The following is a 25,641-nucleotide window of genomic DNA, read 5'->3' as shown; positions in this document are numbered from 1 at the left end:
AACTCATTAAAATTTAATACTTTTAAGGATACAATGGAACAAAAATTTTATAAGGGGCAAAAATGTGTAAAGATTGTGGATGCTCAATAAATTCTCACGAACATTCTTCTATGCATCATCACGAAAATCCAAGTTTAAAAGAGAGTAAAACCATAGAAGTGATTTCTAAAATTTTAAGCAAAAATGATGAGCAAGCTTTACATAACCGAAGTCATTTCAATGAAGCACATACTCTTTGTATCAATTTAATGAGCTCTCCAGGAAGCGGAAAAACCACTCTTTTAGAAAGCACAATTAAGGCTTTAAAAAATGAATTAAAAATCGCTGTGATTGAAGGAGATTTAGAAACCAATAATGACGCGCAAAGAATCAAAAATGCAGGGTGCGAGGCGTATCAAATCACAACGGGACAAAGTTGTCATTTAGATGCTTTTATGGTTCATGATGCTTTGCATCATTTAGCTATTAATGATGTGGATTTGCTTTTTGTAGAAAATGTAGGAAATTTGGTTTGTCCCGCAAGCTATGATTTGGGTGAGCATTTAAATGTTGTTTTGCTTTCAGTAACCGAAGGAAGTGATAAACCACAAAAATATCCTGTTATGTTTAAAAAAGCTGATGTTGTATTGATTACAAAAGCAGATTTGGCACATCATTTTGATTTTGATATCAAGGAGGCAACTAGGCTTATTAAAAATTTAAGTCCAAGAGCAGATGTTATAGTTTTAGATGCTAAAAATGGAAGTAATATGGAACTTTGGTATAAATTTTTGAAATTAAAAAAGGAGCTTTTTTAAATGTGTTTATCAATCCCATCTGAAATTTTAGAAATTGATGAGTTAAATAATGCTACTGTGCAGACTTTAGGTGTTAAAAGAAAGGTTAATTTAGATCTTATTGACGAACCCTTGCAAAAAGGAGATTATGTTTTGATCCATGTAGGAGTTGCTATGGAAAAAATCGATAAAGAATCTGCTTTGGAGAGTATAAAAACTTATCAAGAGATTGTAGAAAAAATGAACAATGGGGAAATAAAAAACGATGAAGGGGATTTAGGCTTAAATGAATTTCATCGATGAATTTAGAGATAAACAAAGTATTTTAGCTTTAAAAAAAGTCATAGAAGAAGAAATTAAAACTCCGATTAATATTATGGAAATTTGTGGTGGACATACGCATAGCATTATGAAATATGCCCTACCTTCTATTTTACCTAAAGAAATTAATTTTATCCACGGGCCAGGTTGCCCCGTGTGTGTTATGCCTAGAAATCGCATCGATGTGGCTATAAAATTAGCCTCTATGAAGGATAATATTTTCTGCACTCTAGGAGATCTTTTAAGGGTGCCAGGAAGCGAGTTTTCTTTACTTGATTTAAGGGCTAAAGGAGCTGATGTTAGAGCGCTTTATTCTCCACTTGAGGTTTTAGAAATCGCTAAAGAAAATCCAAATAAAAATATCATTTTTTTTGCCATAGGTTTTGAAACGACTACGCCTATGAGCGCACTTTTGCTTGAAAAAGTTATAGAATTAAATTTGAAAAATATTTTCTTTCATATCAATCATATTACCGTTCCAGCGCCTGTTGAAGCAATAATGAATGATGAAAATGTTAAAATCAATGCTTTTTTAGGACCTTCTCATGTGAGTGTTATTACGGGTTTTGGAATTTATAAATCTATAGCAGCTAAGTTTAAAACTCCTATAGCGGTAAGTGGTTTTGAGCCGGTTGATATTATGGAAAGTATTTTAAATATAGTAAGACAGATCAATAATGGCACTTTTGAAGTGTATAATCAATACAAAAGAGCGGTAAGCGAAGAAGGAAATAAAAAGGCACAAGCTTTGGTTAGAAAATATTTTCAAGAATGTGATTTTGAATTTCGTGGTTTAGGGCTTATTGAAAATGGTGGCTTGAAATTAAGAGAAGAGTTTAGCGATTTTGATGCAAGTAAAAAATTTGATTGTATGGTGCAAAGTAAAAATGAGAGTAAAGCTTGTATTTGTGGGCAAATTTTAAGAGGTTTAGCTAAGCCTTATGATTGTAAAGTTTTTGGAAAGGCTTGTACGCCAAGAAGCCCCATAGGAAGTTGTATGGTTTCAGGAGAAGGAGCCTGTGCGGCTTATTATAAATATTCAAAGGTGAATGTATGAAAAATATTTCTTTAGCCCATGGTGGCGGCGGAGAAGAAATGAATGAGCTTTTAACTAAGCTTTTTAAAATTTTTGACAACGATATTTTAAATGCAAATAATGATGCGGCAATTTTAGGAAATTTGGCACTCAGTACAGATTCTTTCGTTTTAAATCCTATATTTTTAGATGATGAAATCAATATTGGTAAACTTTGTGTTTGTGGCTCTATAAATGATGTTTTAATGGTAGGAGCGAAGCCAAAATATCTTAGTTTAGCTTTTATTTTAGAGGAAGGTTTTGAAATAGAAAAACTCAATAAAATTTTACAAAGCATACAAAAAGAGTGTTCTAAAGCTGGAGTTTTACTTGTATGCGGCGATACCAAAGTTGTCCCAAAAGGCAAAGGAGATGAAATTTATATCAATACAACAGCTTTAGGAGAAATCCTTGATAAAAAAGAAACTAAAAATATTAAAGCAGGTCTTAGTGTGTTAGTTTCTGGAGATATAGGAAGGCACGGTGCGAGTGTTTTGATCAAAAGAAATCATTTAGAGGCTAATATTAAGAGCGATTGCAAGGCTTTAAGTGAAGAAGTTTTAGAGCTTTTGGAGAAAAACATTAAAGTTGTAGCTATGCGTGATGCGACTAGAGGTGGTTTGAGTGCAGTTTTAAATGAGTGGGCAAAGCAAAGCGGAAATGATTTTTTAATTTTTGAGGAAAAAGTCATCATACAAGATGAGGTATTAGGACTTTGCGAGCTTTTTGGTTACGAGGCATATGAACTTGCAAATGAAGGAACTTTTATACTTTGTGTAGAAAAAGAAGATGAACAAAAAGCTTTAGAAATTTTAAGAAAATATAATAAAAATGCTAATATTATTGGTGAAGTTTTGGAAGAAAAAAAATCTCGTGTTATCTTACAAAATTCTTTTGGAGCAAAGCGTTTTTTAGAGGCTCCAAAAGGTGAGCTTTTGCCGAGAATTTGTTGATGCACGAACTTAGTATTGTAGAATCTTTAATCGATCTTTGCGAAGAAAATGCTTTAGCCAATCAGGCTAAAAATATACAAGAAATTTATGTAAAAATAGGGCGTTTAAGTGGAATAGAAGTTGATCTTTTTAAACGCTGTTTTGAAACCTTTAGAGAAAATTCACCTTTTTGCAAAAATGCGCAACTTTTTATTGAGTTTGCTCCGCTTGAAATTTTATGTTTAAAATGCAATCAAAATAGCATTTTAGAAGAAAATGTTTTTAAATGTCCATATTGTGAAAGTATAGAATATAAGATCATTCAAGGAGAAGATTTGCATCTGATGCGACTTGTTATGGAGTGATTAAGTCTTTAAAATTCTTGCAAGTTCTAACAAACTTGAGATTAAAAATTCTTTTTTAACCAATTTAGAATTTGTTTTTAATTCATATTCACTTTTGAGTAAGAGATTAAAAATTTCTTTATATTGTTCGATTTTTAGACTAAAAGCTTGTTGGCTTAAGTTTTGACCTATAATAGGAGGAGGGGTATAACCTAAGAGTTCTTTAAAATCAATTTTGCCGTTGATTTTAGCGTAAATAGCAATTTTAAAAAGACGATAAAAAGTAGCACTTAGGTAATTAAGTAATGCGATTTCATTGTAATTTTCTAAAATTCTTTCAAGTTCATTTTGAAAATTGATTCTTTTTATAATTTTTTCAAAAAAGCTTTCAAAATTTCCAGAATTTAAACTATAGCAGTATTGTTCTATATCTTTTTCGTTGATTTTTAAACCTATAAATTTGTTTAGCTCGCTTGCTGCTAGATATAAATTTTCATCAAAAGTTGAAAACAAGGTGTATAATGCATTTTGCGTGATTTCTATATTTAGCTCTTTTGCTTTCATAGCTAAAAGTTCAATCCCTTCTTTTGTATTGTTTGGTTTAAAAAAGCGTGCAAAATTGTTTTCAAAAATTTTTTCTATATCGCTTTGTTTTGAAATTTCATCATAAAATTCCAATAATAAAAAATTATCTTGATTATTTTTACAAAGTTCAACTAAAATTTTGAGTTCTTTTGTAGGAATTTTTTTATTTGTTTTAATTTCTAAAAGTTTTTTTTCGCTAAAAAGCGATCCTCCGCTTAAAAAATCACTTGCTCTAGTAAAATTGTATTCTTCAAAAAACAATTTTAAATTTTCATCACAATTGTATTTTTGCTTTATAAAATTTGCATACAATTCGCTTTGAAAATTATCAGCCCCATAGAGAAAGAAAAAATTCGGGAAATTATTTTTTGAAAGCAGTATTTGCAAATCTTTTCTATACATTACTTTGCCTCAAGTTCGGTTAAATTTTTAGTGATTTTAGCATAAATTTTAGCCATAATGATATCTACTTCTATGATCTGAATTTCTACTCTTTGTAATAAACTCGCGTGTGTGTCATAAAGGATAATATCAGCTCCTTTTATTTCATCATCAAGTTTAGCAATACAAATTCCATCATTTTGCGTGATTAAAGCTTTAAAGTGCTTTCCTATATTTTTAGCAGCCCATCTTGCAAATTTTCTATCCATAAAATCAAAAGCAACCTTATCGGCCTCTCTTTCAAGTATGCTTAAATTTTCGCAAGTGCTTTGTATATTTAAAAGCAAATAGTTAAATAGTCTTTCATCTTTTTTTTGTTTGGCTTTTAACAAGCGGTGTAAAATAAGATCAGAGTATCTTCTAATTGGGCTAGTAAAATGTGAATATTTATCAAACCCTAAACCAAAATGACCTTGATTTTCACTTGAATACTCAGCTTTTTTTTGCGCTTTGATTATAAGCTTATCCACTTCTGCTCTTAAGTTAAGCTCATCGGCTAAAACTTGAATGTCGCGTATAAGATTAGGAAGATTGGAGTTAAATTTGATATCGATTCCAAGTTCGATTAATTCATTGAGAAGTCTATTAATTTTTCTTATATCTGCACTCAAGTGATTTCTAAAGATTCCAATATCTCCTAAAAGTTTTGCAGCAGCTTTATTAGCTAAAAGCATACAATCTTCTATTAAATTATGCGAAGGTGTATCTTTTTCAAAAAGGGTGTTTTTTAGGCTTAAGTTTTGATCTAAAGTCATTCTTAGTTCTTCTGTTCGAAATTCAAAAGCGTTTTTAAGTCGTTTTTTGCGTAAAATTTGAGTGATTTTAAAAAGTTCGTAAAGCCAGTTATGTTCTTTTAGATCCGGTTTTTTTGATAAAATTTCATCCACTTCATCATAATTAAAGCGACGTTTTGAATTAATAATTCCTTCAAAAAGTTCTTCTTTAATAACTTCATATTCGTTATTTAATGTAATTTTAAAACAATATACTAAACGATCTTCATAAGGTTTTAAAGAGCAAATATTTTCACTCAAAGCACGAGGAAGCATTGGAATAGCAATATGTGGAAAGTATATCGAAAATCCACGATTTCTAGCTTCTTTATCAATAGCACTATAAGCATAAACATATTCACTAACATCTGCAATAGCTACGTAAATTTCTCGTTTTTGTGTGTCAAAATAGATTGCATCATCAAAGTCTTTTGCGTGTATAGGATCTATGGTGCAAAATGGCAAAGTTCTTAGATCGATGCGGTTTTCATACATACTCGCATCAACACTATCGCCATTTGCTAAAGCTTCTTTAATACAAGTATCGCTAAATTCATTATTTTTATTAAAAAGCGCGAGAGAAATTTTTTCATCGATCTTTTCATCATCAATGTGTCCTAAAACTTCTATAATATTATTATTTTCGTTTTCTATTTTTAATATTGTTCCTAAAGGTAAGACCTTTAAAGATTTTTGAGAGGCTTTTAAGGCGGTACTTAATCCGGTTTTAATATTCATTCCAAGCACTGCTTCGCCGTATTTTTTAGTGATTACTAGTGAGGTTTCATTGGCTCGTTTTAAAACCAAAACAACCTTAGCACTAGGTCGTTTTTTCTTTATAGGTAAAAGCTTAACAGCAACGATATCTTTATAATTAGCTCCTTTTAAATTCTTATTCTCAATGAGCAAATCTTTTTTAAAGTTCTCATCAAAACACTCTAAAAATCCTGTTCCTTTGCTTGAAATATCGAGAATTCCAAAGGTAAAACCATTATTTAAATAAAATTTGTTTTTATATTCTTTTATGATTTGGTTCGCTAAAAGTTCTCTTATAGTTTGCTTAAATTCATTATTAATTTGATTGATGCTAATGCCGTAATTTAAGCTATTTAAAAATTCTTTCATTGATTATGCTTTTGTAAATTTTTAAGAAATTTTACATAAAGTTTATAAAAAAAATATGAAATTTATACTTTAATTGTTATAATATTATGCTTTTGATTTTTTTGTTTTTAAGAGGTAGAATGTATGTATAAAATTTTTACAATATCTAATTTATTTTAAATTTTTATTATCAATATAAGAAAATATTTTGTCAAAGAAAAAATTAGTTCAAATTCAAAAAATTTTAATTATTGTTATCCTTTTTTTATTGTGTGTAGCGTTAGCTTTGGGAATTTTAATCAAATATCAAAATTCTAATACCATGAAAATAAATACAACTACAACAGAGCAAAAAAAACAAGATAATTCTATTTTATTTTATGATAATAATACTGATAATAAACAAGACGAAGCAAACGTTTTTAATTATTCCTATATTCAAGATAATAATGAAATTACTGAGTATCATAAAGATAATAACCATTCCTTAAGCATTTTAGAACAAAAAGCACAGATTGTTGATGCAAATTTAAGCTTTCAAGATAAAAATATTACAGAACAAAATACAAGTATTACAGAGCAAAACATTACTACAGAGCAAAACACAAGTTTAAATGACTTAAACCTAAGCTATGATGCAAATTTAAGCTCTAATAAAAACTTGATCATCTCTAATCCAATTCAAAAAGAAAAAATAAATAAGAAGCCAAAACTTGCTATTATTATTGATGATATGGCAAGTGCAAGTCAGGCAAAAGGTTTAAAGGCTGTAAATTTAAAACTCAATCCTTCTTTTTTTCCGCCCGATAAAAACCATCCAAATACTCCAAAATTAGCCTCTAGTTTTAATTTTTATATGGTGCATTTACCTTTAGCAGCCATTCATTATAATCAACCAGAACTTGATACTTTAAATCCAAATGATAACAAGGAAAGGATTTATAAAAAGATTAAACAAATTAAAAAAGATTTTAAAAATCTAAAATTTATCAATAATCACACAGGAAGTTTATTTACAAGTAATGAAAATGCTATGAGAAAGCTTTATGAAGCTTTAAAAAGTCAAAATTTACTTTTTGTAGATTCCAAAACCATAGGTAATTCCAAGGCATTAAAAGTTTCTAAAGAAATGAATATGGTTTATATACAAAGAGATGTATTTTTAGATAATCAAGATAATGTAGCCTATATTAAAAAACAACTTGCAAGTGCTGTGAGATTAGCACAGAAAAAAGGATTTGCTATTGCCATTGGTCACCCAAGAAAAAACACTTTTAAGGCTTTAAAAGAAAGTAAAGAATTACTTAGTAAAGTAGAGCTGGTTTATTTGAGCGAAATTTATGGAAAGTAAAATTTTAAGTGATGAATTTCTAGAATTTTTTAAAGATTTAAAAAAACCTCCAAAAAAACTCTACTATAAAGGAAATTTAGAGCTTTTAAAGAAGCGTAAAATTGCAATTATTGGTTCAAGGCGCATGAGTGTTTATACGAAAAATTGTGTTTTTTCTTTGGCAAATATGCTTAAAAATTCAGGAATTTGTGTAGTTAGTGGAGGAGCTTTGGGGGTTGATATCAGCGCAAGTATCGCTGCTATGCCTTATACGATAGGAATTTTTGCAAATGGTTTAAACCAAATTTACCCTAAAACAAATGAAAAAATTATCAAGCAAATATATCAAGAAGCCTTGGCTTTGAGTGAATATGAAGAAAATTATATTCCTAAAAAGTATGATTTTTTACTTAGAAATCGTTTGATTATTGCCTTAAGTGAAGCTGTGGTAGTTGCACAAGCCGATGTTAATAGTGGCTCTATGCAAAGTGCAAAACTTGCTATAGAATTAAATAAACCTTTATATGTTTTACCACATAGGATTGGTGAAAGTACAGGGACGAATTTTCTTTTAAAAGAAAAAAAAGCGGAGTTAATTTATGATTTCAAAGAATTTGTTGGCCAGTTTGCGAAAGTTTATGAAGATAAACAAGATGAATTTTTGGATTTTTGTAAAAAAGGTGTCAGCGTCGATGAGGCTTTAGCACTTTATGGTGAAAAAGTCTATGAATATGAACTTGAGGGTAAAATTTCTATCGAGGGTTTATGGATAAGAGTTTTAAAATGAGAGCATTGGCATTAGATGTGGGTTTAAAGCGTATTGGAGTGGCACTTTGTATCGATAAAATAGCACTTCCGCTTGACGCTGTATTAAGAAAAAATCGCAATCAAGCCGCTGCAGAAATAAAAAAAATATTACAAGAATATAATATTTCTTTATTGATTGTGGGTATTCCAAAAGGGGGCTCAAGCGAAGAAGAAATGCAAAGACGTATTGAACATTTTGTTTCTTTACTTGAATTTAAAAAGGAAGTGATCTATGTTGATGAAAGCGGCACAAGCAAAGAGGCTTTAAAATTTCAAAGAGTAAATACTCGAAAAAAAGATGGAAAATTAGACTCTTTAGCCGCTTTTATTATGATAAGGGATTATTTTGCTCTCTAAGATCAAGGCACTTTACACGGAAAAAGAATTTGCACAAATTTTAAATTCTTTTGAAAAGAAAAAAAATATTTGCGTCTTTTTAAATTCTTTAAGATGTAATGCTAAAGAATTAGAAAATGATTTTTTTAATGCTCGTTTAGAATGGAAAAAAATCAATCAATATTGTTATTTATTTAAAGCTGAAGATAAAAATATTTTAAGTTCTATGAAAGCTTTTAATGAATTTAAATTTTACATACAAAATTATTCTTCTTATTTATGTGCTTTAAATTTGGACGTAAAAGCGGGAGAAAGTGTTTTAGATATGTGTGCCACTCCAGGTGGCAAAAGCATTAATCTAGCTAATTTTATGCAAAATACAGGTTATTTAGCTTGTAATGAAATCAGCAAGGATCGTTTTTTTGTTTTGCAAAAAAATCTTCAAAATTATGGAGTAAATGCAAAATGCTTTATGAAAGATGGTAAAACAATAGGAAAATTATGCCCTTTAAAATTTGATAAAATCTTACTTGATGCCCCGTGTTCGACTTTTGCAAAAATGGGTTTTGATTTAGAAAAAAGTTATAAAGAAATAAAAAATATAGCTAAAACGCAAAAAAAGCTCTTGCATTCTGCATTAAAGGCTTTAAAAGTAGGTGGAGAGCTTGTTTATAGCACATGTACATTTACCGAAGAAGAAAATGAAGAAGTCATAGAAAATGCCTTAAAAAGCGAATTTAAACTTGAAATTTTAGATATCAATTTAGAGCATGTTATAGCAAAAGATGCGCAAAGTGAGTCTTTTAAAGAAATTTCAAAATGCAAGAGAATTATTCCAAATTCAGATTATGATGGATTTTTTATAGCTAAACTTAGAAAATTATCTTAAACCCTAGTTTGTCCTATGAGATTATTTAATCTATCCATTATAGATCCAACATAAGAATTGATACTTTCACTACTTGCTTTCCAGCCGTTAGCTTTTGCTTGATTAAACTGATTATCAAACCAAGCTCCACCATAACCTATGTGATTTTGCCATTTAATTCCTTTTTTCATTGCATAAATATCTGCGTCAAACCAACCATCTTGTGCATAGCCTTTTAATAAACTTGCAAAATCAACCTTACCTGTCATGATGTCATCTAAGGAAGCTAATGATCCATCAAAGCTTTCTTTAGCCATAGTTGCTTGATAACTTTCTATTCTAGGATTTAAAGTAGCACTATCTTCTCTTAGTGGCACACCTGTAGATTTTAAAAAACTCATAAATAAATTTTCTTTAGTATAAGTTCCATCTTCATTTTTTGGATAAAATGACATATCAGGATTAAAAGTATCTCTTGCACTGTCTTGATCTAAATTTTGAGTTTGCATACTTTGAGGAGTAAAATTTAATGGCTGCAATCCTGTATTGATACTTGCAATCGTTCCCAATTGTTCCATTTCATCGTATTGCTCTTGGGTGTTGTAATAATTTGTAATTTGCAATTTATCATAATTTTTTGGCATAACACCTATGGTTTTGTCATTACTAGAATAACTTACACCTTTAGGTAAACTATTTAAATCTGCTTCACTAAAACTTGTTTTATTGGTATCGTTAAAAGTATGATTTATAATTTGATTAAATTGATTATAGTATTGTTTAATAGTATTTGCCATATCTATATTATCATAATATTTATCCACACCTAGATATTCTTTTATTTTTGCATTATAAAAGTTATTTTCAGCTACCCTCTCTATCTCATCTAAAGTAGATTTGTGTATCTTAAAATCTTTTGGCAATCCTGCAGCTTCATTAAAGTCTTCTCCCATATAACCATCTTTATCTACACTATAACCATAGGCTGTATTGGTAGAAGTATTATTACTTATATCTGCTTGTTTGAATTTTAAAGTATAAATAGAGTTTTTAAATTCACTAGATATATCATAATTAGGAGAATTTGTTTTAGTGTAATAGTTTTTATTGATATTATTATTGTTAGTAGAATTTAATACTTCACTTCTTATTAAAGTTTGTGAATTTTTATTTTCTATATCATTTAATTTAGTAGCATTTTGTTTTAAGAAAGCATTGGCAAAATTTATTTTTGAATTTTCTTTACTTTCTTTATTAGCTTTTGCTTGTGAAAGTATAGAGCCATAGTTTGAGTTATCATTGATACTGAAGATACTCATATTTATTCCTTTGATTTTAGAATTGTTCTGCCTTCAAATCTAAATATCTTATAAATAAATATAAGCAAGAAGTGTTCCGGTTTGGATTAAAATGGCTTTAAAAAGCGTGATTAATAATTTTTCACATTTATTTTTTAAATTCATAAAGAAACTTAAAAAACAATAAATATTTTTTTTATTTTTTAAAAGCTTAAAGTCCTATTTTATGGTATTTTAAAAAGAAATTCACATCGTGAAAAGGGTGTGAATAAAGTGTATTTTTTTAAAAACTTAATCGGATAATTTTTAATTATTTTATATTTTTTAGTTTTGGAGCGATAACAAATTTGCAGTAAGCTTGATTTGGATTTTTTGTGAAATAATTTTGATGATAAGATTCTGCAGGATAGTATCGATTTAATTTATAAATACAAGTTACTATAGGTGAAGAATAATTATCTTGTTTGTTTGTTATAAAATTATCAATAATTTTTTTATCCATATCATCTTGATAAAAAATTGCCGAACGATATTGTATACCTACATCAGCCCCCTGTTTATCTATAGAAGTTGGATCGTGGATTTTAAAGAAAATATCTAAAATTTCCAAAAGAGAAATTTTTGCATCATTATAATCTAATTTAACAACTTCGATATTTCCATCTCCCGCACAAACACTTTCATAAGTTGGATTTTCAGGTCCTCCTGTGTATCCAACTTCACTTTGTATGATGCCTTCCACTTGCTCAAATACAGCTTGCGTGCACCAGAAACAGCCTCCGCCTAAAATAATACTTTTCATAAATTAATTTCCAAAATAAATATTTAGCCTTTTGAAAGGCTAATAAAGCTATTTATAGTTTTTAATCGCTTTTTCAAGAATTTCGATAGCCTTTTTTTCATCTTTAAAATCTTGAACTTTTACCCATTTATTTGGTTCAAGAATTTTATAAGTTTCGAAAAAGTTTTTAATTTTATTTAGAGTTGCTTGTGGCAAATCAGTGTAAGATTTGATATTGTCATATCTTGCGTCGATTTTTGAGTGAGGTACGGCCAAAAGCTTTTCATCCATTCCGCTTTCATCTTCCATAATCAAAACGCCAATTAAACGACAAGGAATAACAGCTCCAGCTTGAATAGGATATTCATTTAATACTAAAATATCTACAGGATCGCCATCATCTGCTAAAGTATTTGCGATAAAACCATAATTTGCAGGATAAAACATTGCACTAGCCATTACACGATCAACCATAATAGCACCGCTATCTTTGTCAATTTCATATTTGATATTTGATCCATAAGGAATTTCAATAACAGCATTGATTTTATTTGGAATGTCCCCAATTTTAATTTTACTTAAATCCATTTTTTTCCTTTTATATAGCTTGAATTTTTTTGATTAATTCTTTCATATCGGCTACGATAGGTTCTATTGTGCGTTCGCCATCAATTATAAAATGAAGTTTTTTCTTTTGATAAAAGTCAATAATTTCATTTAAAGGTTCAGTATAAACTTTCATTCTATTATAAAAAACTTCTTCATTATCATCTGCTCCACGATTTCTTCCTAGAACTCTATCTTTAGCAATTTGCTCACTTACCCTTACTTCTATAACGCCTTTAAGTTCTATTTCATTTTGTTCGCTAAGAACTTTATCAAATTCCATCATCTGCTCGACACTTCTTGGATAGCCATCAATGATAATTGTTTGAGTTGGAGCATTTTTGAGTGCTGTAACTATTGTATTTATGACTACATCTAAAGGTACTAAATTTCCTTTTGAAATAAAACTATCGATTGTTTTTCCAAGCTCACTTCCCTTAGCAACTTCTTCTCGTAAAAGATCTCCTGTAGAATAATGAGTAATGCTAATATCTGATCTTGCGATCAAGCTTGCATCTGTTGTTTTTCCGCTTCCGGGTGCGCCTATAATTAAAAATAATTCTTTCATTTTGTAATTTTCTCCCTTAATTTGATTCCTAATTCTCTTAAAGCTTCATTGTTAGGAGCTGATGGTGCATCTGTCATCAAGCATTGTGCTCTTTGAGTTTTTGGAAAAGCTATCACCTCTCTTATACTATTTGCACCTGTCACTAGCATAATAAGGCGATCAAGTCCTATAGCTATACCTCCATGTGGTGGTGCTCCAAAACTTAAAGCATCAAGTAAAAAGCCAAATTTTTCTTTTTGTTGTTCTTCGTTAATATTAAGCAATTTAAATACTTTTTGCTGGATATCATTTTTATGGATTCTAATACTTCCACCGCCCAATTCTACTCCATTTAAAACAACGTCATAAGCAATAGAAGAAATTTCTTCTAAATCGTCAGCTTCGATATTTTTTGGCATAGTAAAAGGATGATGCATTGCTGAATAGCTTCCGTCATCATTTTGCTCAAACATAGGAAAATCAACAACCCAAAGAAATTCTAAAACATTTGGATCAATAAGTTTTAGTTCTTCTGCTAAAAAGATTCTAAATCTCCCCATATAATCAAGCACGGTTTTTTTAACTCCTGCGCCAAAGAAAACAACATCTCCAATTTCTAATTCACAACGCTTGCTGAGTTCTTTTAAATCAACTTCATCAAAAAATTTACAAAGTGGCCCTTTAAGTCCATCTTCTTTAACTTGTATAAAAGCTAAACCTTGTGCTCCAAATTTTCGAACAAATTCTTCAAATCTTTGCATTTGTCTTTTAGAAAAAATAGTATCTCCTTTTGGGACACGTAAGGCTTTGATGCGATTTTTCTTTGTATCTTTTGCAATATTTGCAAAAATTTCATTATTTGATTTTGCAAAGATATCAATTACATCAATGAGCTTTAAGTCAAATCTTAAATCAGGTTTATCACTTCCGTAAACTTCCATTGCTTCTTTGTATTGCATAATACGAAAAGGTGTTGTTATTTCTTTTCCACAAGCTTTAAAGATATCTTTTAAAAAAGTTTCTGCAACCATCATAACATCTTTTTGTTCGCAAAAACTCATCTCAACGTCAATTTGCGTAAATTCTGGTTGGCGATCCGCTCTTAGATCTTCATCTCTAAAACATTTTGCAATTTGAAAATAACGATCAAAGCCACTGCACATCAAAAGTTGTTTAAAAAGTTGTGGACTTTGTGGTAAGGCGTAGAATTCACCTTGATGAACTCTAGAAGGAACAAGGTAATCTCTTGCACCCTCTGGGGTTGCTTTGGTTAAAATCGGAGTTTCAACTTCTAAAAAACCCATATTAGCTAGAGAATTCCTAGCCGCTATACACGCTTTTGAGCGTAAAGCAAAATTTTCATAAAGTTTAGGATTTCGTAAATCTAAAAATCTATATTTTAATCTTAACTCCTCATTGACACTTTCATCTGCTATAGCAAAAGGAGGAACGGCACTTTCGTTTTCTATAATGAGTTTGCTAACAATAACTTCAATTTCACCTGTTTTTAATTTAGGATTGATAAGTCCTTCACCGCGAGGGCGGATTTTGCCTTCTGCAATGAGAACAAATTCATTTCTTGCGCGAGAGGCAATCTCGTGAGACTCTTTGCTATCGTTTGGATCGCAAACAAGTTGTATGATACCGCTACGATCTCTTAAATCTATAAAAATGACTCCTCCGTGATCGCGGTAGCTATTAACCCAGCCACAGAGTTTAACCGTTTCTCCAATATTGGAAATTCCTAAGTCTGTATTGTAATGACTACGCAATTTTTTTCCTTGAAATTAAAATAATTATTTTAAAATTATAGTATTTTTATTCTTTTGCTTAGCTAAGTTTTGTTATAATTTTTTTATGCAAAAAAAGATAGATCACGAAAATATAAAAAAAGTCGGACTTGTAGCACGACCAAATTCGAATTTGGATAATGAAATTTTGGTTTTAAAAGATATTTTAAAAAAATATAATATTGAACTTTTGCTTTTTAAAGAAAGTTCTAAAATTTTAAAGTTGCCAAAATATAATCTTGATGAATTATTTCAAGTATCTGATTTTATTATCTCTTTAGGTGGCGATGGAACTTTAATTTCTTTATGTCGAAAGGCTTGTAAATATAATAAAGCTATTTTAGGAATTTATGCTGGAAATTTAGGTTTTTTGACCGATTTGAAAGTAGAACAGGCTGAAGAATTTTTTCAATCTTTTTTTTATGGTGATTTTAAAATAGAAAATCCTTTTTTATTAAGTATTAATTTGAAACAAAAAAATGGTCAAAAAATACAAAATTATGCTTTTAACGATATAATGATAAAAAGCAACAATCAAGTTTCTATGGCACATATTGAAGTTTATCATCAAGGTAAGAAATTTAATGAATATTTTGGAGATGGATTGGTTGTTGCAACACCCGCGGGATCAACAGCTTATAATTTAAGTGCTAATGGTCCTATAGTTTATACTTTAGCACAAGTTTTTATACTCACTCCAATTTGTTCTCATTCTTTAACCCAGCGTCCTGTTGTGCTCCCAAAAGGATTTGAATTGGAGATAAGAGCAAAAGATTGTATTTTTTGCATAGATGGACAAGAAAATTATAAAATGGATGATTTTGAAAATATAAAAATAGGTTTAAGTCAGAAAAGTGTTTCTTTAATACGTCCAAAAGATCGTGATTATTTTCAAATTTTAAAAGAAAAATTAAATTGGGGAAATTGATGATAAGTAAAGTCTTTATAAAAGAAAACTTAGGTTTTAAAGAAGCAAAACTTGAAATTTCAAAAGGACTTACGGTTTTTACAGGACTTAGTGGAGCTGGAAAATCCATACTTTTTAAAGGAATTCTATCTGCTTTTGCTTTAAGTGAAAGTGAAGCGAAGGTTGTGGAATTAGAACTTGATGATGAATTGAATTTAGAAGATTATGGAATAGAAGGCGAAGAGGAAAATATTTTTAAGCTTTTAAAGGAAAAAAATACAAAATATTTTATCAATAATCAAAATATAGCTAAAAAAAGTTTGCAAAATTTAAGCAAAGGTTTTGTTAAATATTTAGGTGCTAAAGAAAATAATGAATTCAGTAACGAAAAATTTTTAAAACTTTTAGACACCTTAGAAATGCAAAACAATCCTAAATTCAAAGAATTTTTAGATGGATTTAAAAAAGATTTCGAAAGTTATACTCAGATTTCTTCTGAATTAAATCAAATTTTAGAAGAAGAAAAAAGAGTTGAAGAATTAAAAGAAATTGCCAAAATGCAAATTGAAAAAATCGAAAGTATTAATCCAAAAGTAGGTGAGTATGAGGAACTTTTAGAGCTTAAAAAAAAGCTTTCAAAAAAAGATAAATTACAAGAAGCTTGGGAAAAAGCAAGTGTAATTTTTGAATTCGAAAAAGCTGTAATAGATGCTTTAAATCTTAGCGATAAAGATCCAACTTTTTTTAGTGAATGCTTGAATGAATTGCGTTTGATAGCCGAAAATGAAAAAATGGAAGATTTCGAGTTTGATATTGAAGGGGTGCTTGATCGAATCGAAGATTTATCTTATTTGATTAAACGTTATGAAAGTATAGAAAATGCATTGCAGACTTTAAAACAGAGAAAAAAAGAACTTGGGCATTATGAAAATTTAAGTTTTGAAAAAAAAGAACTTGAAAAAAAAATTGAAAATATAAAATGCACAATAGATCAAAATGCTATAGTTTTAAGCCAAACAAGAAGGAATAATTTAGAAAAATTGCAAAATTGTTTAAATAGCTATCTTAAAAATCTTTATATGGAGGATGCGATTTTAAGTCTTGATGAAAACAAGGCAATATCTTCTACGGGCAAAGATGAGATTATTTTAAATATAAATTTTTCTAACTTAAAAAATTTGAGCTCAGGAGAGCTTAATCGTTTAAGGCTTGCGTTTGTTGCTACAGAGTGTAAAATTTTAAATCAAGGCAAGGGTATATTATTTTTAGATGAAATTGATGCGAATTTAAGCGGAAAAGAGGCAATGAGTATAGCAAAGGTTTTAGATGAACTTTCAAATTTTTATCAAATTTTTACTATTTCACATTTGCCACAACTTTCTTCAAAAGCACATAATCATTTCTTAGTTGAAAAAAATGGTGATGAAAGTTTTGTTAGAAAACTGAGTCAAGAAGAGAGAATCAAGGAGCTTGCTAGAATGGTAAGTGGAGAAAAAATAAGTGATGAGGCTTTAGAATTTGCCAAAACTTTAATTTAAGATTTAAGCGAATTTTTTATTTATTTATATTATAATTGATTTCTTTAAGTACTTTCAAAAAAATAATTAAGAAGGCGTTTATATTCTATGAGTAAAAAAGTTTTAATTGTTGATCATAATAAAATGCTTGCAAAGCTTTTAGCTAAGAAAATTCAAACTGCTTTGAATTATGAAGTTGATACTGTTTTTAGTTATGCAGAAGTAAAAGAATTATCAAGTAGCGAATATTGTTTAGTTTTTGCGGAATTATATCTAACCGATGCTCCAAATGGAGAGGTGGTGGATTATCTTCTAGAAAAAAAAATGCCCGTTACAGTTTTAACTGCAAATAATGATAAAGCTGTAAGAGATAAATTTATAGAAAAAGATATATTAGAATATATTTTTAAAGAAAGCGAGACTTGTATCGATGAAATTATAGAGTCTATATCAAAACTTGAGCGTTATTCTGAAACTAAAATAATTTTAGCTTTAAGCAAACTTCCTGAGCGTAATGAAATTAAAAAAATTCTAACCCAAAGACATTTTAAAGTTTTAGCAGCTGCACACGGGGAAGAGGCTATGAGTTATCTTAACGATAATAGTGATGTTCGTTTGGTTATAGCCGATGTTAATATGCCAGTCATTAGTGGAAGTGAGCTTTTAAATGAAATTAGAGCTCGCTATAGTGAAGATGAGCTAGGTGTAATACTTTTAGGTGAAAAAAATGATATTTTAGAATCTGATTTATTTAAAAACGGCGTTAATGAATATCTTATTAAACCAATTAAAAAAGAAAGTTTTAATTGCCGTTTAGATCGATGCTTGGTTTATATGGATAATATGAAATTTTTAAATACTTATAATAATCTTGATCCGGTATCTGGGGTTAAAAACTATGAAGCATTAATGGATTCAGTTGAAAACTATTTAAATGAAATTATGATTAAAGAAGAGGAATTTGCTTTAGCTTTTCTAGATATTGATGATTTGAAAATTTTAAATGAAAAATATGGTCATAGTGTAGGAGATGAAATTATTAAAATTTGTGCCAACGAGATTGTTAATGAGGTTAAGGGTAGAGATATTGTAGGTAGATTTAGTCCTGAAAAAATTTGTATTTTGCTTAAAAATATTTCTAATGAAAAAGTAGTAAAAATCTTATCTCGTATTCGTGTTAATATAAAAAAAGTTGGTATTTTGGTGAATTTAGACGAAGTATTTTTCACCGTTTCTATAGGTGTTGTTTTTGGTAAAAATAAAGATAAACTTGATGTTTTAGTTGAAAAAGCTACAAGTGCTCTCACACAAGCAAAATCTAATGGCAAAGACCGAGTGGAAGTATGTTCTTAAATCTTGAATTTAAAGATGGTCTAAAGATAGTCGATACTCACTGTCATATAGACAGCGATGTTTTTAAAGAAGATTTGGATGAGCTTTTAAAACATTCTTTTAATAATGGTATTGAAAAAATAATTATTCCTGGGGCACACATTAAAGATTTACCTTATGCTGCAGAGTTAGCAAGAAAATATAATCAGGTATATTTTGCAGCAGGAGTACATCCTTGTGAGCTTGAAAATTTTGATGAGAATATTTTAAGAGAATATTTAAAACAAGAAAAATGTGTTGCTGTAGGTGAGTGTGGATTGGATTATTTTCGTTTTCAAAGCAGTGATTTGCAAGAAATCGAACATCAAAAGAACCTTCAAAAACATTTTTTTAAAATTCAGCTTGAATTAGCTAAAGAATTTAAAAAGCCTGTGATTATTCATACGCGAGAAGCAAATAACGATACCTATGAAATTTTACATCAATATTCCAAAGAACTTTTTGGCGGGGTTTTGCATTGTTTTAATGCAAGCGAACATTTACTTCGTCTTAGCGATGAAGGTTTTTATTTTGGAATCGGTGGAATTTTAACCTTTAAAAATGCTAAAAAATTAGTAGAAATTTTACCTAAAATTCCTAAAGATAAATTATTGATTGAAACAGATGCTCCTTATTTGACACCAGAACCCTATCGCGGAAAAAGAAACGAACCCTTATTAACTCAGTTGATAGCAAATAAGATGAGTGAGATTTTAGATCTATCAAGAGAAGAGCTTTTGAAAATTTGCTTAGATAATTCTAAAAAATTATTTTTTCAAGGTTGTTTATGAAAAAGATATTATTTTTTATTTTTTTAACTTTTAATTTTCTTTTTTCACAAGTTAATTCTCCTGAGTTTTATGAAAAACAAATAAAAATTTTAAGAGATTTAGATATAGAATCAAATTTTATCAGTAGTTTGGTTTTTGTTCAAAGCCAACAAGATATAAAATCTAAACATACTAAAACTTTAATTGACGGTATACAAGAATTTTCAAAAATTACTCCTATGATAAGAAAAATTTTAGCAGATCAGGAAGTTCCTGAAGAAATTTTATATTTAGCTATGGTAGAGTCTGGTTTAAAAGTAAATAGCGTTTCTAATGCTAAAGCTGTAGGAATTTGGCAATTCATGAGACCTACAGCTAAAAATTTAGGACTTAGAATCGATGCTTATGTTGATGAAAGGCGTGACCCTGTAAAATCGACTTATGCAGCGGTTAATTATTTAAAGGAATTAAAAGCAGAATTTGGAAAATGGTATTTGGCAATTTTAGCTTATAATTGTGGTAATGGAAAATTACGTCAAGCTATTAAGCAAGCTGGAAGCGATGATTTAAATATTTTACTTGATTCTGATAAAAGATATCTTTCTTTGGAAACTCGTAATTTTTTACGTAAAATTTTAACTCTTGCTTTTTTAGCCAATGATAGAGATTTTTTAATTGAAAAAAGTGCGTCTTTGGTAAATTACACTTTAAGCAATGATTTTATTAAGGTTGATACTCCATCTTCTGTATCATTAAAAGATATAGCTAGAATTTTAAATATCGATCTTGCCACTTTTAAAAAATATAATCCTCATTTTAAGCATAACTTTACCCCTCCAGGAAAGGGTTATTATATGTATATTCCCCTAAACAAAGTGGCTTTTTTCAATGAACATTTTGAAGTAAAAAAGCTTACAAAAGTTGATACGACTATACCTATGACTAAAATTTATATTGTTAAAGCAGGAGATTCTTTATATAAGATTGCAAGAAAACATAATACAACTATAGATAGTATTCGGGAGTTAAATCGTATTTATAAAAATCATTTAAGCATAAATCAAAAAATTTTAATACCAATAAAGGAGAAAAAAAATGCAAACATTAAAACAGCTCAAAGCAATTCTAAAAATTATTCCAATCTTGTCCGTAATTAGTATTTTTACGGGATGCGGAGTAAGCGGTTTATTGTCTGAATCTAGTAACAATACTCAGGTTTATTATCCAAGCAATGATTTTAGGAGTGATCCTAGTTCTTCAGGCGGTAAGGGGACTATGAAGCCTTATACTATTAATGGAAAAACTTATTATCCGACTGTTGTTTCTGTTGGAGAAACTGCAGATGGTATCGCTAGTTGGTATGGTCCTGGATTTCATGGCAAAAAAACTTCAAATGGTGAAATTTATGATCAAAATGCATTTACTGCCGCTCATAAAACTCTACCTATGAATACTATTTTAAGAGTAACAAACTTAAATAACAATCGTCAAACAACTGTTCGGGTAAACGATCGTGGACCTTTTGTGGATAATCGTATCATCGATCTATCGAATGCAGCTGCAAAACAGATAGATATGGTTCGTACTGGAACAGCACCAGTTAGACTTGAAGTAATAGGTTTTGGTTCTTCGAATTCTAGTAGTAATGATATTGTGCATTCTAATGTAGATTATGGTAGCGGTGGAGAAATTTCAAATAATGGCCAAATTTATGAAGGTGGAAATTTTATGGTTCAAATTGGTGCTTTTAAAAATCCAGAAGGAGCAAAAACTATAGCATCAAGATATAAAACTTACAGAACTTATTCTTCTACTATACGCACTAGCACAGTAGATGGCTTAAATCGCGTTTTTTTAACTGGTTTTAGAAGTGAAGAAGAAGCACGGGATTTTGCTGCAAGTGGAGCATTTGCAGGAGCTTTTATAGTAAGAGAGTAAAATGATAGAATTAATTTTTTTAGATGTAGATGGTTGCTTAACTGATGGAAAAATCATCTACACCTCGGAAGGAAATTTTATCAAAGAATTTAACGTAAAAGATGGAGCAGCAATTGAAGCTTGGATAAAACTTGGCAAAAAGGTTGCTATTATTACAGGCAGGAATTGCCCTTGCGTGGATAAAAGATCTAAAGATTTAAAAATAGATCTTTTATTTCAAGGAGTGAAAGATAAATTAACTTGTGCAAAAGAAATTTTACACAAGTTAAATCTTGATTTCTCTCAATGTGCCGCCATTGGAGATTATTTTAATGATAAAAATTTACTTGAAAATGTTGGGCTTAGTTTTAAGCCAAAAGACGCTCATAAAGATCTAAAAGTTGATGTAATTCTCGAGTATAAAGGCGGAGAAGCCGCAGTAGCAGAAATGATAGAATATATTGTGAAAAAAAATAATATGCAAGAAGATTGGAATCAAATTTGGCTATAAAAATTTTCGGTATTCTTATCGCTCTTTTTGCAATTACTTTTATAGTTTTATCACTACAAGACCCTTATTCTTTAGATATTAAATCTTACTCTTTAAATTTCAAAAATATTGAGGCAAACCATTTAAAAGCTTATGATATCAATCAAACAGCTATTAAGTCTTACTATAAAGCCAATTCTTGGATACGATATACCAATAAAGATGAATTTGATCATTTTACAAATTTTAATTTAGATTTTAATTTAAGCGCAGATAAATTAGTGCTTTTAGGTCAAGATATAGATAAAATAAAGTTTGAAGGAAATGTTACATATTTAGGATTAAACAATATTAAATTCATTGCCGATGAAATAGAATATGAACCAAAAAGCAAAATTTTGAGTACCAATACTGGGTTTAATGGTTTTATCAATGAAAATATTATTAACGGAAAAAGCTTACAATATGATATAAAGAATAAAATTTTAAGGATTCAAGGAGTAGATGCATGGTTGCAAGAAAAATAATTTTATTATTCTTTTGTATTAGTGTATCTTTGGCAACAAAAATTGAAGTTAAGGCTTTAAATTTTTATTCAGATGAAAATAAAGGAGAAAGCATATTAACTGGCAATGTAGAAGTTAAGCGAGGAGATGATATTTTAAATGCTGAAAAGTTAATTATCTATACAGATAAAAATCGAAAGCCAGTGCGTTATGAAGCCATGCAAAATGCTAGTTTTAAAATTAGTCTAAAAGGAAAAATTTATCAAGGCAAGGGAGATAAATTCATTTATAATGTAACCAACGATGTTTATGAGATTAACGGAAATGCTTACATAAGCGAACTTAAGAGTAATCAAAAACTTTATGGAGATAGAATCATTGTCGATAAAAAGAAAAATATTTATCAAGTTCAGAGCAAAGATAAAAAGCCTGCTCGTTTTGTTTTTGACCTAAAGCAAGATGATAATTAGTGCAAAATTTGTTACTTCTTTAAAAAAATTTGATAAAGATTTTAGTTCAAATATTAGCGAAGTAGTTTTTTTAGGACGTTCAAATGTTGGAAAGAGTTCTTTAATCAATTCTTTATGCAAACAAAAAAATCTTGCTAAGAGTTCATCTACCCCTGGAAAAACTCAATTGATTAATTTTTTTGAAGTTTTGTGTGAAAAAGATAAAGAAAAATTTAATATTCACTTTATAGATTTGCCTGGTTTTGGTTATGCCAAGGTTTCAAAAAATGTAAAAGAAGAATGGAATATTTATTTAGATGAATTTTTAAAATTAAGAACTTCAATAAAACTTTTTATCCATTTGATTGATTCAAGGCACACTAGTTTAGAGCTCGATCAGTATTTAGATAATTATTTGAAAGGTTTTTTAAGACCTGATCAAAAAATAATAAAAGTTTTTACAAAATGTGATAAGTTAAATCAAAGTGAAAAAACCAAACTTAAAAATAATTTTAAAGAAGCTATTTTGGTGTCTAATTTAAATAAAATTGGATTTGAAGAGTTAGAAAGCGAAATAATAAAACAAGTTTTAGGCTTATAAGACAATGAAAAATCATAGAGTAAGTATTAATGGTGGATATATATTTTTAGGATTTTTTTATGTTATATATCAAATTCTAGGGTCTGTGTTTATATATACCCCATTACTTTATGGAATATTTTTTTGTTATATGTTTTTTCTTTTAGAGCAAAGTCAAAAAACTTTTAATAAACTTGATTTTAGATGGTATTTTTCTTTATTTTTTTTATGTTTTACAGATATAACTTATAATTTTTTTATATTTTCATCCTGGCTTGCATTTGCTCTTTTTTATTATATTTGCGCAGATTGGGTTAAAACAAGTTTAAAATTAGGAAAATTTATCCCAGTTGCTCTTGTTCTTTGTGCTTATTTTTTTATTTTTCTTTTGGATTTTATTTTTTCTTATATGGATAATGAAAGTATTAAAATTTTAAGTTTTAGTTATTTAATATCAATTGCGATTGAAAGTGTTTTAGCTTATATATTTTTTAAAGGTAAAATTTAATGCGTATGCGTTTAATTATTGGGTTTATATTTTTATTTTTTATTTTTTTATTGAGTCGTTTATATTATTTGAGTATAAAATCTAATGTCTATTATGAGGAGCTTGCTAAACAAAATGCAATTAAAACACAAATATTAGCTCCTATTCGTGGTCAAATATTTGATCGTAATGGAACTCTTTTGGCTATAAATGATCTAGGGTTTAGTATATCTATTAAACCCTATTTAAGTCTTAAAAAATCTGGTATTAAAATTTTAGAAAAAGAATTGAATCAATTGCAAAATTTATTCCCAGATTTAAATACTACAAAACTATCTAGAACTTATAAACGAAATGATTCTTACTATAATCAAGATTTTATTCAAATTGTGGATTTTATCCCTGCAGAAGAAATGATGAAACATTATTCTGAATTAAATTTAAATAAAAACATACGTATAGATCCTGCTGTACAAAGAAAATATCCTTTTGGAAAATTAGCCTCTCATATCATAGGTTATGTAGGTAAGGCTAATTTGCAAGATGTTAGAGAAAATGAGATTGCTAAACTTACAAATTATATTGGAAAAAGTGGGATAGAGCGTTATTATAATGATGTCTTGCAAGGAGTAAAGGGAACGAGAGTTTATAAAGCAAATGCTTTAAATCAGGAAGTAGCGCAAATTTCTTATTCTTCTCCAATTTCAAATAATATACAACTAACTATTGATATGGAATTGCAAAGTTTTCTAACAAGCATTTTTGAAAATAATGCCGGTGCTGCTATTATTATGGATATTAATGATGGATCTATTTTGGCAGCTGGGAGTTTTCCGGAATACGATCTCAATCCTTTTGTAACTGGAATTTCTTTTAAAGATTGGGATGAGCTTTCTAATAATCTTGATCATCCTTTTACCAATAAATTGATCAATGGATATTATCCTCCTGGTTCTGTTGTTAAAATGGGAGTTGCTTTAGGTTTTTTAAATTCTGGGAAAATTACACCTTCTACACAATTTTTTTGCGGAGGTAGCGTAGAGCTTGGGGGAAGATTGTTCCGATGTTGGAATAGATCAGGACATGGAGATATAGACTTAAAACATGCTATAAAAGCAAGTTGTGATATATATTTTTATGATGGAAGTTTGAAAGCTGGCATTAATCAAATCAGTCAAACTTTATCACGAATTGGTTTTGGCACTAAAACAGGAGTTGATTTACCAAACGAGTTTGTTGGGGTCTTGCCAAGTAGAGAATGGAAAATGCAAAAATATAAACAAAACTGGTTTCAAGGAGACACTTTAAATACTGCCATAGGACAAGGAAATTTTTTAGCTACTCCTATGCAAATTGCAAGATATACAGCTCAAATTGCAAAAGGAGAAGAAGTATTGCCGCATTTTTTAAAAAGTGTAGAAAATAATCATACTATTGTAGAAAATAAATTACAGGGTAATGAACAAATTTTTACTTTGTTTGAGAAAAGCCAACTTCCCTATATAAGAGATGCTATGTATGCTGTAGCAAATGAGCAAGGAGGAACCGCTTATCGCTATTTGCATAATCTTGACGTAAAAGTCGCAGCCAAAACAGGAACAGCACAAGTTGTAGGATTTTCTCAATCAGATAGAAGTAGAGTTGACGAAAAACAAATGCAATATTATACGAGATCTCACGCTTGGCTTACTTCTTATGCGCCTTATTCAAAGCCACGCTATGTTGTTACTGTTTTGCTTGAGCATGGAGGAAGAAGTACTACTTCTGGAGAAGTGAGTGCAAAAATTTATCAAAAAATGATTAGTCTAGGATATTTTAAATGATTTTATAACTATATGTTTTATTAAAAAACTAGGAATTTTTCTATAATGCAATATTTAAGCCAATAAAACTTTAAAAATGTAATTATTATAGAAATAAGACTTATAAGGGA

Annotated in this window: 28 protein-coding genes; 21 read left to right on the top strand and 7 right to left on the bottom strand. The window is 29.2% G+C overall.

Translation table 11 applies throughout. The features are described from left to right. Window positions 1-62: 62 nt before the first annotated feature. From hypB to hypA, 5 genes are read left to right on the top strand one after another with little or no spacing between them, the layout of a single operon-like run. Window positions 63-797, top strand: coding sequence for a hydrogenase nickel incorporation protein HypB (gene hypB, locus CQA69_RS00340; protein ID WP_137619855.1), 735 nt, complete (start codon window positions 63-65; stop codon window positions 795-797). Further along, a complete protein-coding gene (locus CQA69_RS00335; protein ID WP_137619854.1) occupies window positions 798-1,079 on the top strand; it encodes a HypC/HybG/HupF family hydrogenase formation chaperone in 282 nt (93 codons plus the stop codon). Next, window positions 1,063-2,154: a hydrogenase formation protein HypD gene (gene hypD / locus CQA69_RS00330; RefSeq protein ID WP_137619853.1), complete on the top strand. Its 1,092-nt coding sequence runs from the start codon at window positions 1,063-1,065 to the stop codon at window positions 2,152-2,154. The genes CQA69_RS00335 and hypD overlap by 17 nt, the downstream gene beginning before the upstream one ends. Next, window positions 2,151-3,125 carry a hydrogenase expression/formation protein HypE gene (hypE, locus tag CQA69_RS00325; RefSeq protein WP_137619852.1) on the top strand — a complete coding sequence of 325 codons (975 nt, stop codon included), beginning with the start codon at window positions 2,151-2,153 and terminating at the stop codon, window positions 3,123-3,125. The genes hypD and hypE overlap by 4 nt, the downstream gene beginning before the upstream one ends. Next, window positions 3,125-3,469, top strand: coding sequence for a hydrogenase maturation nickel metallochaperone HypA (gene hypA, locus CQA69_RS00320; RefSeq protein ID WP_137619851.1), 345 nt, complete (start codon window positions 3,125-3,127; stop codon window positions 3,467-3,469). The genes hypE and hypA overlap by 1 nt, the downstream gene beginning before the upstream one ends. Here hypA and holA read toward each other — a convergent pair whose 3' ends face one another. After that, window positions 3,470-4,435, bottom strand: coding sequence for a DNA polymerase III subunit delta (gene holA / locus CQA69_RS00315; protein ID WP_137619850.1), 966 nt, complete (start codon window positions 4,433-4,435; stop codon window positions 3,470-3,472). Next, entirely contained in the window at window positions 4,435-6,372 is a 1,938-nt protein-coding gene (locus CQA69_RS00310; protein ID WP_137619849.1) for an RNB domain-containing ribonuclease, read from the bottom strand. Before CQA69_RS00310 ends, holA begins: the two co-directional genes overlap by 1 nt. A gap of 187 nt (window positions 6,373-6,559) precedes the next feature. On the opposite strand from CQA69_RS00310, the gene CQA69_RS00305 reads away from it, so the two are divergent. Genes CQA69_RS00305 through CQA69_RS00290 form a run of 4 tightly spaced genes read left to right on the top strand, consistent with a single transcriptional unit; the run spans window position 6,560 to window position 9,713 of the window. Then, window positions 6,560-7,702: a divergent polysaccharide deacetylase family protein gene (locus tag CQA69_RS00305; protein WP_137619848.1), complete on the top strand. Its 1,143-nt coding sequence runs from the start codon at window positions 6,560-6,562 to the stop codon at window positions 7,700-7,702. Continuing rightward, complete coding sequence (locus CQA69_RS00300; RefSeq protein ID WP_137619847.1) at window positions 7,692-8,468, top strand: DNA-processing protein DprA; 777 nt, start codon at window positions 7,692-7,694, stop codon at window positions 8,466-8,468. Before CQA69_RS00305 ends, CQA69_RS00300 begins: the two co-directional genes overlap by 11 nt. Beyond that, window positions 8,465-8,845 (top strand): Holliday junction resolvase RuvX, encoded by a 381-nt coding sequence (gene ruvX / locus CQA69_RS00295; RefSeq protein ID WP_137619846.1) that lies wholly within the window; start codon window positions 8,465-8,467, stop codon window positions 8,843-8,845. The genes CQA69_RS00300 and ruvX overlap by 4 nt, the downstream gene beginning before the upstream one ends. Then, the gene (locus tag CQA69_RS00290; RefSeq protein ID WP_137619845.1) at window positions 8,835-9,713 is read left to right on the top strand and encodes an RsmB/NOP family class I SAM-dependent RNA methyltransferase; all 879 of its coding nucleotides are present in this window, start codon (window positions 8,835-8,837) and stop codon (window positions 9,711-9,713) included. The genes ruvX and CQA69_RS00290 overlap by 11 nt, the downstream gene beginning before the upstream one ends. On the opposite strand, the gene CQA69_RS00285 is transcribed toward CQA69_RS00290, so the two are convergent. The 5 genes from CQA69_RS00285 to aspS form a co-directional block, all read right to left on the bottom strand. Further along, the gene (locus CQA69_RS00285; protein WP_137619844.1) at window positions 9,710-11,011 is read right to left on the bottom strand and encodes a Cj0814 family flagellar-dependent secreted protein; all 1,302 of its coding nucleotides are present in this window, start codon (window positions 11,009-11,011) and stop codon (window positions 9,710-9,712) included. The genes CQA69_RS00290 and CQA69_RS00285 overlap by 4 nt on opposite strands. 289 nt (window positions 11,012-11,300) lie before the next feature. Beyond that, complete coding sequence (gene msrA, locus CQA69_RS00280) at window positions 11,301-11,792, bottom strand: peptide-methionine (S)-S-oxide reductase MsrA (protein WP_137619843.1); 492 nt, start codon at window positions 11,790-11,792, stop codon at window positions 11,301-11,303. 48 nt (window positions 11,793-11,840) lie between these two features. After that, a complete protein-coding gene (ppa, locus tag CQA69_RS00275) occupies window positions 11,841-12,359 on the bottom strand; it encodes an inorganic diphosphatase (protein ID WP_137619842.1) in 519 nt (172 codons plus the stop codon). Between the two features lie 10 nt (window positions 12,360-12,369). Further along, window positions 12,370-12,945 carry an adenylate kinase gene (locus CQA69_RS00270; RefSeq protein WP_137619841.1) on the bottom strand — a complete coding sequence of 192 codons (576 nt, stop codon included), beginning with the start codon at window positions 12,943-12,945 and terminating at the stop codon, window positions 12,370-12,372. Beyond that, a complete protein-coding gene (gene aspS / locus CQA69_RS00265; RefSeq protein WP_137619840.1) occupies window positions 12,942-14,696 on the bottom strand; it encodes an aspartate--tRNA ligase in 1,755 nt (584 codons plus the stop codon). Before aspS ends, CQA69_RS00270 begins: the two co-directional genes overlap by 4 nt. A gap of 85 nt (window positions 14,697-14,781) precedes the next feature. Here aspS and CQA69_RS00260 point away from each other — a divergent pair, with 85 nt between their 5' ends. The 12 genes from CQA69_RS00260 (at window position 14,782) to mrdA (ending at window position 25,531) form a co-directional block, all read left to right on the top strand. After that, on the top strand, window positions 14,782-15,642 hold the full coding sequence (locus tag CQA69_RS00260) for an NAD(+) kinase (protein ID WP_137619839.1): 861 nt from the start codon (window positions 14,782-14,784) through the stop codon (window positions 15,640-15,642). Then, a complete protein-coding gene (locus CQA69_RS00255; protein ID WP_137619838.1) occupies window positions 15,642-17,159 on the top strand; it encodes a DNA repair protein RecN in 1,518 nt (505 codons plus the stop codon). Before CQA69_RS00260 ends, CQA69_RS00255 begins: the two co-directional genes overlap by 1 nt. Before the next feature lie 87 nt (window positions 17,160-17,246). After that, window positions 17,247-18,491, top strand: a complete 1,245-nt coding sequence (gene cbrR, locus CQA69_RS00250; protein WP_137619837.1) for a bile resistance response regulator CbrR — start codon at window positions 17,247-17,249, stop codon at window positions 18,489-18,491. Then, window positions 18,482-19,300 (top strand): TatD family hydrolase, encoded by an 819-nt coding sequence (locus CQA69_RS00245; protein ID WP_137619836.1) that lies wholly within the window; start codon window positions 18,482-18,484, stop codon window positions 19,298-19,300. The genes cbrR and CQA69_RS00245 overlap by 10 nt, the downstream gene beginning before the upstream one ends. Continuing rightward, a complete protein-coding gene (locus tag CQA69_RS00240; RefSeq protein ID WP_137619835.1) occupies window positions 19,297-20,436 on the top strand; it encodes a lytic transglycosylase domain-containing protein in 1,140 nt (379 codons plus the stop codon). Before CQA69_RS00245 ends, CQA69_RS00240 begins: the two co-directional genes overlap by 4 nt. Continuing rightward, window positions 20,375-21,217 carry a septal ring lytic transglycosylase RlpA family protein gene (locus CQA69_RS00235; protein WP_137619834.1) on the top strand — a complete coding sequence of 281 codons (843 nt, stop codon included), beginning with the start codon at window positions 20,375-20,377 and terminating at the stop codon, window positions 21,215-21,217. The genes CQA69_RS00240 and CQA69_RS00235 overlap by 62 nt, the downstream gene beginning before the upstream one ends. Window position 21,218: 1 nt before the next feature. Then, window positions 21,219-21,707 carry an HAD-IIIA family hydrolase gene (locus CQA69_RS00230; RefSeq protein WP_137619833.1) on the top strand — a complete coding sequence of 163 codons (489 nt, stop codon included), beginning with the start codon at window positions 21,219-21,221 and terminating at the stop codon, window positions 21,705-21,707. Continuing rightward, a complete protein-coding gene (locus tag CQA69_RS00225; RefSeq protein WP_137619832.1) occupies window positions 21,698-22,213 on the top strand; it encodes a hypothetical protein in 516 nt (171 codons plus the stop codon). Before CQA69_RS00230 ends, CQA69_RS00225 begins: the two co-directional genes overlap by 10 nt. After that, window positions 22,195-22,662 carry an LptA/OstA family protein gene (locus tag CQA69_RS00220; RefSeq protein WP_137619831.1) on the top strand — a complete coding sequence of 156 codons (468 nt, stop codon included), beginning with the start codon at window positions 22,195-22,197 and terminating at the stop codon, window positions 22,660-22,662. The genes CQA69_RS00225 and CQA69_RS00220 overlap by 19 nt, the downstream gene beginning before the upstream one ends. Next, entirely contained in the window at window positions 22,652-23,242 is a 591-nt protein-coding gene (gene yihA / locus CQA69_RS00215) for a ribosome biogenesis GTP-binding protein YihA/YsxC (RefSeq protein WP_137619830.1), read from the top strand. The genes CQA69_RS00220 and yihA overlap by 11 nt, the downstream gene beginning before the upstream one ends. 4 nt (window positions 23,243-23,246) lie before the next feature. Beyond that, complete coding sequence (locus CQA69_RS00210; protein ID WP_137619829.1) at window positions 23,247-23,729, top strand: hypothetical protein; 483 nt, start codon at window positions 23,247-23,249, stop codon at window positions 23,727-23,729. Next, entirely contained in the window at window positions 23,729-25,531 is a 1,803-nt protein-coding gene (gene mrdA, locus CQA69_RS00205; RefSeq protein WP_137619828.1) for a penicillin-binding protein 2, read from the top strand. Before CQA69_RS00210 ends, mrdA begins: the two co-directional genes overlap by 1 nt. Window positions 25,532-25,641: the final 110 nt, after the last annotated feature.

Source organism: Campylobacter estrildidarum (genome assembly GCF_005406205.1).
Classification (GTDB): domain Bacteria; phylum Campylobacterota; class Campylobacteria; order Campylobacterales; family Campylobacteraceae; genus Campylobacter_D; species Campylobacter_D estrildidarum.
Note: the sequence above shows the minus strand (reverse complement) of the source record. Positions and strands in the feature narration are given on the sequence as shown.